We start from the raw sequence: 13,000 nt of genomic DNA, 5'->3' as shown, positions 1-13,000 counted from the left end.
GACGTGAAACGCATCAGCGGCGAATCTACTGGCAGGGTGACCTGCTGGCAACCTAGCTCGGTGCCAGGCCCACCACCGCCCCCCATCACTGGGGGGTTATTTACTGAGTAAAAGTTGCGGCTATGGTCGTCTCAGGCTAGGGTGATAGGTGTGGGTGCAGTGTTCTAGTTGGAAACTGTCGAGCTTTTATAGCCGTTGACTACCCTACCGCTGCTAGCAAAGCTACACAAAGCCGCCCTGGAAGGGCGGGGCTTTGGATCCAGTTTTTTGTAACCTCGGCCTCTTGCGCTACTCCCGAACGGCGCCCTGCAGGCGTGCGCCCCAGGTGCGAGCAAAGCGCAGGTCAGCCCCAACTAGATTGGCATCGCGCAGATCGGCCCCCCGCAAGTCCGCGCCGTACAGGGATGCAGAAGAGAGATCGGCCCCCCGGAGGTTGGCCCCCCGCAAATCCGCTCCCTCCAGGTAAGCGCCACTCAGGTTGGCTCCGCTCAATTGGGCCCGTCGCAAATTGGCTCCCACCAGGTAGGACTGGCTGAGATCGGCACCTGTCAAGATGGTGCGCTCCAAATTAGCCTCGATCAGATCGGAGCCGCTGAAATTGGCTTCCGCCAGATCCAAGTTGCTCAGCTCAATGGATCCCAGGCGGCAATTAGGACAGGTTCGGGAAGCCGTGAGGTAGCGCATGAAACAAGAGTTGTAGGTTGTGGCTGCGGCAGTGGAAGCCAAGGCCGCCGTGGTCAGCAGTGCCCAAATGGCGGGAACTTTGAGATTGAGGTTCATGGTTACCAAGCCTCGCAATTTTGAAGGTTTAAGTGAAGGGACACAGCAGAGCGGGGTTGTTCTGCGTTGGTCACATGATAGTGGCATCTGCCGACTTCGGCCACTCCACAGGTTTGTCTGGCCCACCTGATAACAAGCTCTCTTAAGGCGCGATGGCGTTTGGAGTCCTATCGTCCCGAAGCTGCCGGGCCGTTGCCAACACTGGGAAGGGGTGGATCTCTCAGCAGCGGTTGTACCCAATGCCAAGACAGTTGCCCCAACCCCACCAAAACCCCGAGTATCGCCGATGAAGTCAGGACGCGATCCCAGCGGATTTCCCGCCAGTCGGCAGGGTTGGTGTTTGGCCTTCTTGGGTTGAGCTGGGATCCCTTCCCGGCAACAGGAAGCGGGCGATGGCGCAAAAAGTGCCCACAGCGGCGACAGCGATAATCGGAGTCGGGGTTGAGCCAAGAGCAGTCTGGGCAGCGGAGCATGGGAAGGCCAGGGATCCCATCCTGAAGCGGTGGTGCAACCAGTTACAGTACGCCGTCATGATGATAGTATCGAAGACTTCCAGGGTCAGCCTGAGGGGATCAATTCTGCTCAGATCTCTCTGGATTGTGGGCAAGATTTGGGGCATCTTCGGGAGAGACACTTACTACAGGATCCCTGTCTGGGCGAGAAGCCCCTTTCAGAATCGGTGAGCATTGATCAGCGCCCTATGCAGATCTACTTAGAAAACATCTGTAAGCGCTATGGCCGCCGTGAGGTGGTGAGCGACGTCAGCCTGAACATTCAGCAGGGGGAGATCGTCGGGCTGCTGGGCCCCAATGGGGCGGGGAAAACCACCACGTTCTACATTATGACCGGCCTGATCCAGCCGAACCGAGGCCATGTCTGGTTGGATGACCAAGATATTACCCACCTGCCCATGCATCGTCGTGCCCAATTGGGGATCGGCTACCTGGCCCAGGAGCCGAGTATTTTTCGTCGCCTCAGCATTCAAGACAACCTGCTGCTGATCATGGAGCAAACAGGGGTGCCCCGTCGCCTTTGGCAGCAGCGGCTCAACCAACTGCTGGAGGAGTTTCGCATCGCCCATGTCGCCCACAGCTTGGGCCTACAGGTATCAGGGGGGGAGCGTCGCCGAGCGGAGATCGCCCGTGCCTTGGCTGCTGGGATCCACGGGCCGAAATTTCTGCTTCTGGATGAACCTTTTGCGGGGGTGGATCCCATTGCGGTGGCGGATATTCAGGAGGTGGTGGCCAAGCTGAAGCAGCGGGGCATCGGCGTGTTGATTACCGACCACAACGTGCGGGAGACTCTGGAGATCACCGATCGCGCCTATATCCTCAACGACGGGGCAATCCTGGCCAAAGGCACTTCTGCTGAGTTGGCAGCGGATCCCTTGGTGCGCAAGTATTACCTAGGAGAGAAGTTCCGCCTCTAGCGCCAAGAGTACAGAGCCCGCAGACGTTGGCTTTTCTTGTGTTGGTGGGTCTGCATACGGGCCAGCAGCTCATCGAGGAGGGCGACCGCCTCCAGCAAATACTGGCCCTTGTTGAGCATCACGCATTCGGCGCAGGCGGACATCACTGCATCGGAAAGCTCGGCTCGTGAGGGCAAACCCTCCTTGGTCAGTTGATCCAGCACCTGGGTAGCCCAAACCACCGGCACGCGGGCTGCCTCACAAATCCACAGGAGTTCCTCTTGGATCTCGCCTAAGCGCAGCCAACCCATTTCCACAGCCAGGTCGCCGCGGGCAATCATCACCCCTAGGGGCCTGCGGTTTGCGGCGGTCGCAATGAGGGCAGGCAGGTTTTTCACGGCCTGTTGGGTTTCGATTTTGAGGATCAATCCCAAGTCGGGCCGGGCCTCCAGCCGCTCCAGCTCAGAAAACAGCAGGTGCAAGTCGTCGGGCTTCTGGACAAAGGAATAGCCCACCAAATCGGCATGCCGAACCACAAAGTGTAAGTCTTGGCAGTCTTTGTCGGTTAGGGGTTGGATCTGAAGCTGGCTATCGGGGAAATTAAGGCCCTTTTGGGCCCGCAACTTCTTGCCTTGGGGGGAAATTTTTTCCACCTCCAGAACAACTCCTGCTGGCTCGACCCTCACCACGCGGGCGCCGATCTTCCCGTCATCAATCCAAACGGTTGCCCCCACCTGCAGTTGTCCCAAAATTGCCGGCAAGGTACAGGTCACTTGGCAGGAGATATCCGAGTTGACCTCGGTGACATCAGGAGTCAAAAGGATCCGATCCCCCCGGTACACTTTAGGTTTATCTGGGGGCATGACCACCGTGCCGGTGCGGATCTTGGGGCCGGCCAGATCCATCAAAACCTTGCAGGGCCGTTGGGTCTGGGCTTCAGCTCGGCGCAGATGGGCCAGCATTTTCTCCCAAACCGAGGGCTCATCGTGGGCGCAGTTGATCCGAGCTACGTCCATGCCCCCTTCCAACAACTGCAACAGCAGCTCAGGCTGCTCGGCGGCTTCGCTGGGCAGGGTCACCATGATGCGGGCGCGGCGATGGGGGGAAGGACGGCCAAACAGAGCCTCGGCGTGCTGCTCAAGTGCCGTATCCCCGGCATAAAACTCTTCATAGCTGGGCGCCGGATAGGCTAAGCCCTGAGTTGCTGCCAAAACGGCAATCACAGCATCTAGGTTTTCCAAAACCCGTGATTCACATCGCCCCAGCGACGACAGTCCGAGGGCGGCCAATTCCAACTGCAGGCTGCGCAGATCCTGTTGTCGCAGAGCCAGATACCGCGCCAGGTTGTGGATGGCCGCAGGAGGGCTCGTAAGGCAGCCCCAAGCGGCCAAGTATTTCTGGGATCCCTCTACAACCTGCTGCCGCAGCTCCAGGAGCCGCTCCAGCAAACTCCTAAGATTGCAGGAGGGGGAAGAGGAGGAAACCATGTCGAAAGTCTTCCCAAGACAAACCCGGCCCAATTCTATGCCTGAGCTTACTTGGGGTCGATCATAGGCGGGTTAGGTTGAGAAAGGAAGGCGATAGCCTTTCATTGCCCAGTGTTCCGGTCTAGAGTCGTTAACAGCCTTCGGCTGTCCTGCCTACTACTTCCTTGGGTTGCGTGAAACTTCATTCTCTCCCTCCTGCCCGTTCCCGCGAGCGGCCTGACCACAGGCTCTCCCTCGTTTGCGCGGTGGGCCTGATGGATCGCTATGTCCTCTCGGAGATGCTGCTGCCGTTTCTCTTTGGGGTGGGAGCTTTCACAACCTTGGTGATGGCGGTGGGATCCCTGTTTGAGCTGGTGCGCCTGGTGGTGGAAGCGGGTCTGTCGCTTTCGGCGGCGTTACAGGTGTTTGTGTTGCGGGCGCCGGGGATCATCGTTTTGACGTTCCCGATGTCCATGTTGCTGGCCACGTTGCTGGCCTATGGGCGCTTGTCTGCCGACAACGAGATCACGGCCTTGCGCGGATGCGGGGTGAGCCTTTACCGCCTCATGGTGCCTGCCCTCGTCCTCAGCTTGCTGGTGACGACGTTAACGTTTCTGTTCAATGAGCTGGTGGTGCCGGTGAGCAATCGCCAAGCGGCCACGACTTTGAATCGAGCTTTAAATCGGGATCCCGACTTCCGGCGGGAGAATATCCTCTACCAAGAATTTGGCGAGATCCTCATGCCTGAGCCGGACGGCACCTTTTCCCGGCGACAAGGGCTAACCCGTCAGTTCTACGCCCGCAGCTTCGATGGGAAGCAAATGCGCGGCATTATCGTCCTAGATTTTTCCAACGAAGCGCTCAACCAAATCCTGCTGGCCCAACGGGGACGCTGGGATCCCCAAGAGAATCTTTGGGTGTTTGAGGATGGCACCAACTACATCGTTTCTCCTGATGGCACCTACAGCAACATTGCCACCTTCAGCCGGCAGGAGTTGCGCCTGCCTCGCGCACCACTGGAGCTGGCTCAAGAGATCCGCAGCCCTGAGGAAATGAACATTCGAGAGCTGAACCATTATATCGAAGTGATTGCCAGCTCTGGCGATCTGCAACGGGTGCGTCGTCTACAGGTCAGCCTCAACCAGAAGTATGCCATTCCCTTTGCGTGTCTGGCGTTCACCCTGATTGGGGTGCCTTTGGGATTGCGCCCGCAACGCACCGGTTCCTCTTTGGGGTTGGGCATCAGTGTGCTGATTATCTTTGCCTTCTATGTGCTGCTGTTCATCACCCAGGCGCTGGGACAAATTGGGACGCTGGGGCCGGCAACGGCGGCTTGGTTGCCCAACTTCATCTGTGCCGTCGTAGGACTGGGGTTGCTTCACCGAGCCAATCAATAGCTGCTGGGCACCGTTTTTCCAGATGTAGGATCAGGGTTGCCTATGCATTCTGGAGAGCCCCCCATGGAAATCCAAGCCTGGATGAATTGGATGTTCGGAGGATTGGCCCTGCTGATTTTGGGGGGAGGCATGCTGATGATGTTCACCACGGTGTTCACCACCAAAGGGCCCCAGCCCGAAGATTCTCAGTCGGATCCCAAAAAGGGGTGAGCCTAGCCCAAGGCCCGGTGACCAGTGGGATCCCTGGCATCCAGCTACATGCCTTCATGGGTTGTCAGTCTGGGCCGAGAGAGAACTAGTCCCGCTCCTGTTGGCGGAGCCGCTGCAGAAGCGAGAGGGGTTTCTCTTCCTCTGGCCCTTTCTTTTCAGTCGCAGTTGGCAGGGCGGCTGTTTCTGTTTTCTGAGGTTCGAGCAAGAGCTTGGCGGCTTCTGACTCGACGGCTGGAGGACGAGCCGGGTTTTTCCCTTGTTGGCCGGGCAGGGGCACAGACTCCAGAGTGGCCAGTAAAGATTGAATATGGCTGTGGGTTTCCGGATGGTTGCTGGCGGCATGGGCCAAAAGGGTGAGCTGCTCTTTGGCTGCGGCCAGGTTCCCCAGCTTGAGATCCACCAAAGCCAGTTGATAGCGGGCCTTAAAGCTACTGGGATCCACCTCTACCGAGCGTTGAAAGGCAGCGCGCGCCTCCGCCAGCTTGCCCTGACGGGCGTAGATCAAGCCGAGGTTGAAAGGCACATCGGGATCCCGTTCGCTGGGCAGCACCAAGGTTTTTTCTTCCAGTTCAATCGCGCTCCGGTAGGCGTTGATGGCCAAGGTATGAAAGCCCATCTGCAGGTAGCGGGCTCCGTCTTCCTTCAGTTGGGCGACCGTCGGTTCTCCTGTCAGTAGGGTCATGGGCGGTTGTGCGTAGGCGGGCATGGCCATCGCCAAACTCAGCAAGCATCCCGCCGTTCTCAAGCCCAGGGGGACAGCCTGACAACCGCTCTGCTGCTTATTCATCACCATGATCTGTTTCCTCCAACCACATCAACACCACTTCATTCCACCCCTCTGGGCCGGGGAGCTGAGCCAATTGCCATTGGGGCAGGGCCTCACTCCAGAGGCTATCCGCAATTGGGCTGGGAAGCACCACTTTTTGCTCCGTCCACCGCAAAAAGGCCACATCGGGCGGGGAACAACCAATGCCCAAAGCCTTGATAGGGCCCAAATGCCGTTGATAGCAATCCAGCAGCCGCCGCACCGCCTGCTCCCCCGGCGAGAAATTGGGTTCTGCGGCCATCGTTGGCCGTATCCATCCGGTCAGATACCATTGCGGCAGGCTGGAGAAGTGGAGCTGACGCACCCGCAGCAGATGTTGGGTGAGGTTGGCCTCTTGTTGGGCAAAAGCTTCCCGTAGGGTTTCGGGATCCCCGGAATAGCTGAAAATCTCGCTGTACTCTCGCTGCTGCGCCCGCTCCGCCTCTTCCAAAGGGATCCCGGTGGCAGCGGCCAGTTCAGAGGCAGTCCAATCCCCAAACCCGATCAAGTCCAAGTGGAAATCTTGGCGCACCTGTTGCAAGATGCTGCGCAGGCGAGAATAGGGCAGACCCAAGGCATACACGTAGTAGGGCGGTCGGTGTTGCCACTGCTCATCCAGAATGCCCGCCGGGAAGTAATGCTCAGGCACGTAAACGGCGGATCCATCCTCGCAGATGAACGGATGCTCCAGGCGTAACTGCCGCCGCACCTGCTCCAGTTGAGCACGGGTGCGCAGGCTGTAGAGCACCAAGGGAATGGAGCGGCGCTCTAGGGCAGCCAAGGCTTGTCGGGCAGCACCATAGCTGTTGGACTCCAGATCCAGCAAGCTGCCATCCAAACTGGTAAGGACAAGTCGCATAGGCGCAGGAAGGGAAAAGGTGCTGGCCCCGTCAGAATTGCAAGTAGCGCGACCGGGATCCCTGAAGCGGCCAACATTACCCATGATCCAATAGCTTGACCAATCTGAGGGGGGTTAGCCTCAAATGCTCTCCCTCAAAGCATCTGGGTGAATGGGCAATCCGTGCGCCAGAAGTGGTAAAAGCTCGATTGAGCACTACAGAATGCGTGTGTCGCCGAAGATCTTGGCTCAAAAACCAGCAGCAGAGAAGACAGACAGATTGAGTGGGTCAGTGGCTAGTTTTCTGTGCCAAAGGCACGATCCCCTGCATCCCCCAGCCCGGGCAAAATGAACCCTCGATCGTTCAGCCGCTCGTCGATCATGGCGCAGAAAATTTGCACCATCGGGTAGTGGGATCCCAACCGCTGTAACCCTGGGGGCGCTGCCAATGCGCAGACAATCCGGACCAAGCTGGGATCCGCCCCCCGCTTTTTCAGCTCATCCAAAACCCACAGCAGCGTGCCCCCGGTGGCCAACATCGGCTCGGGAATGAGAATGCGCATCTGCTCAGGGATCCGCTCTGGAAGGCGATTGAGGTAGCAACTGGCCTGCAGCGTTTCCTCATCCCGCACCATGCCAATGTGAAAGATCCGCGCCTGGGGCAAAAGGGCCTGACAGCCTTCCAGCATCGCCAAGCCAGCCCGCAATACAGGCACAATGCCCAGCAGGGTATCCGGCGCGATGACCTCCGCGGCAACGGGTTCCAAAGGGGTTTGCACCTGAACGGTTTGGGTGGGGATCCACTCCCGCATCGCCTCATAGGTTAGCCAGCGGCCCAGCTCCGACATGGCCGTGCGAAACAGGGGCATGGGCGTCTCCGCATCCCGAGCCACGGTTAGCCAGTGCTTAATGAGCGGGTGAGGGGGGACATAGACACGAAGCTGCTGACTTGCCACGGGAGAATGCCTCAATCTGGGCGGTAGCATAGCGGGTTGCCTTAGCAGAAAGCAAGCTCTAGAAAGCAAGCTCTCCAATTGGCCGCAACTCCATCCCGACCGGGGATAAATTGCCAACAGCTCCGGCAAATGCTCAAGGGGTGGGGCTCTTTGACCCAGCAAGATTGCGGCAGAATGAGATCTGCAGGTTACTTCGAGCGCCGGTCATGTTCGGTGGCTACAGGTTTGGGATAGACCAGGGCAAGGCTGGTTTCGGGTTTTGTTCCTCTTGCCATTTGCGAACTGAGGTGCTGGCCCCAGGGCAGCTTGGCCTCCCGCCGATGGAACCGAACGCCAATGGCTCTCGTCTGCAAGTGCCGGTAGCCGGAGATACCGCTCTGCCCAAGGGTTTCTGGCTTAATGGGGTGTCGCAAGTTACAGCCTGTTCACAAATTAAGGGATACAAAACTTAAGGGATACAAAACATCGTGTTTCTGAGGCTTGACTCCGATGAGGTTTAGAACAAGTAGGTTTACAACCGTATCCGTAGCCCCTCAATAGGCTGTACCTGCATCTTTGGCCCCCTCACACCTTGCAAGGATTAGCTTAGGGAGAATGGATTATGGCTTCGTCTCAACCCTCTGACTCGAACACCAAGGCTCTGAGCCGCCGTCAGCTTCTCAAAGTGGGAGCCGCAGCCCTTGGGGGCGGTCTGCTGGCGGCAGGGGGCGCCCAAGCTCAGCGCAAACCCTCTCCCACCCTGATCGTGGCTCAGGGATCCGGCCTGGATCGCGTTTCCTATGCTACCAACTGGTATGCTCAGGCGGAACATGGCGGCTTCTATCAGGCGGTGGCGACCGGCATCTACCGCGAGCATGGCCTGGATGTAACCATCAAGATGGGTGGCCCCGGCATCAACATCACCCAAGTTTTGGCCGGTGGAGCTGCCGAGTTTGCCATGGGGGGAAGCACAGGGGTGATCAATGCTGTGCGAGAAGGGATCCCCTTGGTGTGCGTGGCGGCCATTTTTCAAAAAGACCCGCAGATCATCATGACCCACCCCGGCACCCAGCGCTTTGAAGAGCTCAAGGGCCGGCCTATCTTTGTCTCGAAAGGGGGGCTTGCCACCTACTGGCCCTACCTAAAGGCCCGCTTTGGCTTCACCGACGACCAAGTTCGCCCCTATAACTTCAACCCCGGCCCCTTTTTGGCGGATCCCAGCTCAGCTCAGCAAGGCTATCTGACATCCGAGCCTTTTGCCATCCAACGGGAAGGGGGATTTGAGCCGGTGGTCTTCCTCCTGGCGGATTTGGGCTACAAACCCTATGCCACCACCATCGAAACCCGTCGCCAACTGGTGAAAACCAAGCCCGACTTGGTGGAGCGATTCGTGGATGCCTCTATCAAAGGCTGGTACAGCTTCTTGGAGGATCCCCGTCCGGCCTATCGCTTGATCAAGCAGGACAACCCGGAGATGACCGATGCCCAGTTGGCCTACAGCTTCGAGAAATTGCAGGAGTACGGCATCATCTTGTCCGGCGATGCGTTGGAAAAAGGCATTGGCGCCATGACCGACAAACGCTGGCAAGACTTCTTCGACAGCATGACAGTGGCCGGCGTGTTTGAGCCAACCATCAACTACCGGGCTGCCTATACGCTGGACTTCGTCAACAAAGGCACGGCCTACTACACTGCCTGACCAAGAAAACCGGGTTTAGCGCTCCGCGCTGCTAAAGCGAACAAGCCCCGCCCCCTGGGACGGCCTCTGCTTCATTGCTACACGACGCTTTCGCGAACGCCTATGACGGCGCGGAGTGCTTGAAAGAATCCCCTGCCTTTATGCAGGGGGGAATGTCAACCTGAGCCAAGTCCTCGCTAGATGCTGTTTTACTGCTGCGCAACGCCGTCGCAACCGATGCTACTTTGGGAAAACAACCTAGGCCCAGCTCCAGCTCAACCGAGCGCCGCGAAAGGCTTCTCCGAGCGTCTTGGCTAAAGCAGAGTCAGCCAACTGCAGGAGATACGCTTTCTGCTATCGCTGCGCGCTGCTCCTGCAAACGCATTAGCGGGACAAAGTCCTCAGATCGCGTCCAGCTTACAGAGGAACAAAGCCGTTATTGCTACGCAACGCTGTCGCGACAAGAAGTCGAGAATGATAAGGAGAAACTCTATTGCTACGCAACGCTGACGTGACCGTCCAGGAGATTGCCCGGCTCAAACAGGAAAGGCAGGCAGTTATCCTCGCGCATTCGTATCAGCTCCCCGAAGTTCAAGAGGTGGCGGACTTTGTGGGAGACTCCTTAGGACTGGCTCGGGAGGCTCAAAAGACGAGCGCCCAGGTGATTGTCTTTGCGGGCGTGCATTTTATGGCGGAGACGGCTGCCATCCTTAACCCGGAAAAGACGGTGCTGCTGCCGGATCTGGAGGCGGGCTGTTCCTTGGCCGATAGCATTCGCCCGCAAGATGTGCTGCGGTGGAAGGCAGCCTGCCCTGAGGGCCTGGTGGTGGCCTACGTCAACACCGCTGCCGAGATCAAGGCTCTGGCAGATGTCTGCGTAACCAGCGCCAACGCAGTTCAAGTGGTGGCCAGCCTGCCCCCGGATCGCCCCATCTTCTTCGTGCCGGATATGTTTCTGGGAGCCCACGTTGCTCAAGTAACCGGAAGGGAGCTGGATCTCTTTCCGGGAGAGTGCCACGTGCACGTTGGCATCCGGGAAGAGCACCTCAAGGCGATGGTGGAAGAGCACCCTGGAGCAGAGTTCCTCATTCACCCGGAGTGCAGTTGCGGCTCTAGCTGTCTCTTCCTCAAACCGGATGCCAAGCTGCTCTCCACCGAGGGCATGGTGCGCTACGCCAAAGCTTCAGAAAGCCGCGAGTTTGTGGTGGCCACCGAGGTGGGCATTCTTCACCGGCTCAAGAAAGAAGCTCCAGACAAAACGTTCATCCCTGTCAAGGCAGAAGCCGTCTGCGAGTACATGAAGAAGATTACCTTGGAAAAGATTTACCGCTCCCTGCAGGAGATGCGCTACGTGATCCAGGTGCCCCAGGAGGTGGCTGAGAAGGCTCGCCGTTCCATCCTGGCCATGCTGGCAGTGCCCGCCGGGGCTTAAATTGGAGCGCAAGGACTACGTGGCGCTGCTGCAAGAGTGCTATGCCTACGGCAGGGAAATCGCACCGCTAGTGCGATGGCAAACTGATCTGCTGATCCTGGGAGCGGGGGTGGCGGGGGTGTACGCAGCCCTGTGGGCCGAAGCCCAGGGGGCGACAACTCTGGTGGTAAGCAAGGATCCCCTTCCCTCTGGCTCTACCCCTTGGGCGCAGGGTGGGGTGGCTTTTCCTGTGGATGAGGCGGACGTAGAAGCCCATATCCAAGACACCTTGCAAGCGGGCCGCGGCCTGGTGGAAGAAAAGGTGGCTCGCTCCATTGTGGAGGAAGCACCCTTGCACCTGGAGAGACTTTTGCGCTGGGGCCTTCCTTTCCATCCCCAACCTGTCCGGGAAGGGGGCCACTCCCAAGCGCGGGTACGCCATTTGGGGGGGGATCGGAGCGGACTGTGGCTTCTGAGAGGTTTGCTGGCTCGCCTCAACAGGCTGCCTTTGCAGGGCTACACAGCCCTAAGCCTTTTGCTGGCGGGGGACAGGGTAGGGGGGGCCTTGCTTCTTGGCCCTGAAGGGCCGGTGGAGGTGAGGGCCGGGGCAGTTCTCCTGGCTACGGGAGGATTTGGCAGCCTCTTCCCCGTCTCGACAGCTCCCTCGGGAGCTACCGGCGATGGGATGGTGCTGGCCTGGCGGGCAGGGGCCACTCTCAGGGATCTGGAGTTTGTGCAATTTCACCCCACGGCCTTGCCCAATGGAGCGCTGGTGAGCGAGGCAGTAAGAGGAGAAGGGGCTGTTCTCCTCAACGCCTTGGGGGAGCGTTTCATGCCTCGGTATGCGGAGCGGGGAGAGCTGGCGCCGCGGGATGTGGTAGCTCGAGCCGTTTTCTGGGAGCGGCAGCAGACAGGGGGAACCTACCTGGATCTGCGGGTCGTCGAACATCTGGAGGAGCGTTTTCCCACCGTTGTTGCTTCTGCCCGCGCCTTGGGGTTGGATCCCACCAAGGATCTGCTGCCGGTTGTTCCCGCCGCTCACTACGTGATGGGTGGGATCCGAACGGACACTTTCGGCTTCACCGGACTGCCGGGCCTTTATGCTGCCGGGGAGGTGGCTTCCACGGGGCTACACGGGGCCAATCGTTTGGCTTCCAATAGTCTCTTGGAGGGGCTGGTTATGGGCAAGCGGGCTGCTTTGGCTGCCTTGCAAGACTTGGGAGAGGTGAGCTTCGCCCGGCGACTGCAAAGGCTACCCGTTCTGGCGGCATCTCCCTCCATCGTGCCGGCTCTGAGGCAGCGAGTTGGGGAAGCTTTGGGCGTTGTGCGCGAGGGAACACGGCTGCGGGCTTTTCTGGCCTTTGTCAAGGAACTTCCCCTGCAGGAAAAGCCTTGGGCCAGCCGGGAAGAGGCTGAGGCAGGCAGTCTGCTTTTGCTCGCCCGTCTTGTAGCGCAGGGGGCGCTGCTGCGGGAAGAAAGCCGAGGAGCCCATTTCCGCGAGGACTTTCCCCAGGAAGGGGAGCCCTTCCATACAGAGGTGCGTGGTTCAACTTTTTGTCGTCATAGTCATTTCGATTCAAACTAGGTTGTGTTGATCTTTTATTTGAGCCAAAAGAGAGCACTGACGAGATAGAGAAAACTCAAGAAGTTTCTTGCCAATTTGTCAAAACGGGAAAATAGATGCCGGTACTGCTTTAACTTTTGAAAAAAGCATTCGATTAAATGCCTTTCTTTATTGTCATAATGCCGCTGCATCTTTCTATTTCTTTTAGGCGGAATAACCGCTTGAGCTTCCCCTATCTTCTCAATCAACTTATTGGTATCCTCTCTCTGCCAGACCTCTATCAATTCTTCCCCTTGAGTAATATCGTTCCTTTCTCCGCCAGTTATCCTCAATTCCAGCGGATTTCCCAACCTATCTACACTCACATGAATCTTAGTGCTGTATCCCCCCGGCTTCTCCCCAAAGCTTGCTCCCCTTTTTTCCAGCAGCATAGGAGTGCGCTCGAACCATGGTTGAATCAATAATGAGATGCTCTAAATCAGGGTCGTCAATAAAATACTTGAACATC

General features: G+C 58.2%; 12 protein-coding genes and 1 pseudogene. 6 read left to right on the top strand and 7 right to left on the bottom strand.

The features are described 5' to 3' along the window. Positions 1 to 288 precede the first annotated feature (288 nt). Both NW870_RS12105 and NW870_RS12100 read right to left on the bottom strand, forming a co-directional pair. A complete protein-coding gene (locus NW870_RS12105; RefSeq protein ID WP_414358407.1) occupies positions 289 to 780 on the bottom strand; it encodes a pentapeptide repeat-containing protein in 492 nt (163 codons plus the stop codon). Positions 781 to 947: 167 nt separating this feature from the next. After that, positions 948 to 1,253, bottom strand: coding sequence for a hypothetical protein (locus tag NW870_RS12100; RefSeq protein WP_414358409.1), 306 nt, complete (start codon positions 1,251 to 1,253; stop codon positions 948 to 950). 227 nt (positions 1,254 to 1,480) lie between these two features. On the opposite strand from NW870_RS12100, the gene lptB reads away from it, so the two are divergent. Continuing rightward, complete coding sequence (gene lptB, locus NW870_RS12095) at positions 1,481 to 2,209, top strand: LPS export ABC transporter ATP-binding protein (protein WP_414344406.1); 729 nt, start codon at positions 1,481 to 1,483, stop codon at positions 2,207 to 2,209. Here the strand turns inward: lptB and NW870_RS12090 are convergent. Then, positions 2,206 to 3,675: a pyruvate kinase gene (locus NW870_RS12090; protein ID WP_414375475.1), complete on the bottom strand. Its 1,470-nt coding sequence runs from the start codon at positions 3,673 to 3,675 to the stop codon at positions 2,206 to 2,208. The genes lptB and NW870_RS12090 overlap by 4 nt on opposite strands. A gap of 254 nt (positions 3,676 to 3,929) precedes the next feature. On the opposite strand from NW870_RS12090, the gene NW870_RS12085 reads away from it, so the two are divergent. Together NW870_RS12085 and NW870_RS12080 are read left to right on the top strand one after the other, a co-directional pair. Next, positions 3,930 to 5,051 carry an LptF/LptG family permease gene (locus NW870_RS12085; protein ID WP_414358395.1) on the top strand — a complete coding sequence of 374 codons (1,122 nt, stop codon included), beginning with the start codon at positions 3,930 to 3,932 and terminating at the stop codon, positions 5,049 to 5,051. A gap of 63 nt (positions 5,052 to 5,114) precedes the next feature. Then, complete coding sequence (locus NW870_RS12080; protein WP_187147235.1) at positions 5,115 to 5,261, top strand: hypothetical protein; 147 nt, start codon at positions 5,115 to 5,117, stop codon at positions 5,259 to 5,261. 85 nt (positions 5,262 to 5,346) lie between these two features. On the opposite strand, the gene NW870_RS12075 is transcribed toward NW870_RS12080, so the two are convergent. The 3 genes from NW870_RS12075 to upp all read right to left on the bottom strand — a co-directional run bounded on the left by NW870_RS12075 (position 5,347) and on the right by upp (position 7,890). Continuing rightward, positions 5,347 to 6,054, bottom strand: coding sequence for a tetratricopeptide repeat protein (locus tag NW870_RS12075; protein WP_414375473.1), 708 nt, complete (start codon positions 6,052 to 6,054; stop codon positions 5,347 to 5,349). After that, a complete protein-coding gene (locus tag NW870_RS12070; protein ID WP_414375472.1) occupies positions 6,041 to 7,009 on the bottom strand; it encodes an HAD hydrolase family protein in 969 nt (322 codons plus the stop codon). The genes NW870_RS12075 and NW870_RS12070 overlap by 14 nt, the downstream gene beginning before the upstream one ends. A 191-nt stretch (positions 7,010 to 7,200) precedes the next feature. Continuing rightward, positions 7,201 to 7,890: a uracil phosphoribosyltransferase gene (gene upp, locus NW870_RS12065; protein WP_414344397.1), complete on the bottom strand. Its 690-nt coding sequence runs from the start codon at positions 7,888 to 7,890 to the stop codon at positions 7,201 to 7,203. Positions 7,891 to 8,461: 571 nt separating this feature from the next. On the opposite strand from upp, the gene NW870_RS12060 reads away from it, so the two are divergent. The 3 genes from NW870_RS12060 (at position 8,462) to NW870_RS12050 (ending at position 12,513) form a co-directional block, all read left to right on the top strand. Further along, a complete protein-coding gene (locus NW870_RS12060; protein WP_414375471.1) occupies positions 8,462 to 9,538 on the top strand; it encodes an ABC transporter substrate-binding protein in 1,077 nt (358 codons plus the stop codon). Between the two features lie 472 nt (positions 9,539 to 10,010). Further along, positions 10,011 to 10,949: a quinolinate synthase NadA gene (gene nadA, locus NW870_RS12055; protein WP_414375469.1), complete on the top strand. Its 939-nt coding sequence runs from the start codon at positions 10,011 to 10,013 to the stop codon at positions 10,947 to 10,949. 1 nt (position 10,950) lies between these two features. Beyond that, positions 10,951 to 12,513, top strand: a complete 1,563-nt coding sequence (locus NW870_RS12050) for an L-aspartate oxidase (protein WP_414375468.1) — start codon at positions 10,951 to 10,953, stop codon at positions 12,511 to 12,513. A 14-nt stretch (positions 12,514 to 12,527) separates the two neighbouring features. Here the strand turns inward: NW870_RS12050 and NW870_RS12045 are convergent. Further along, a pseudogene (locus tag NW870_RS12045) lies at positions 12,528 to 13,000 on the bottom strand (IS5 family transposase); the annotation flags it as partial.

The organism is Synechococcus sp. R50.1, from assembly GCF_047462115.1.
In the GTDB taxonomy this organism is placed as follows: Bacteria; Cyanobacteriota; Cyanobacteriia; order Thermostichales; family Thermostichaceae; genus Thermostichus.
The sequence above is the reverse complement of the archived record's forward strand: the minus strand, read 5'-3'. Positions and strand labels throughout refer to the sequence as shown.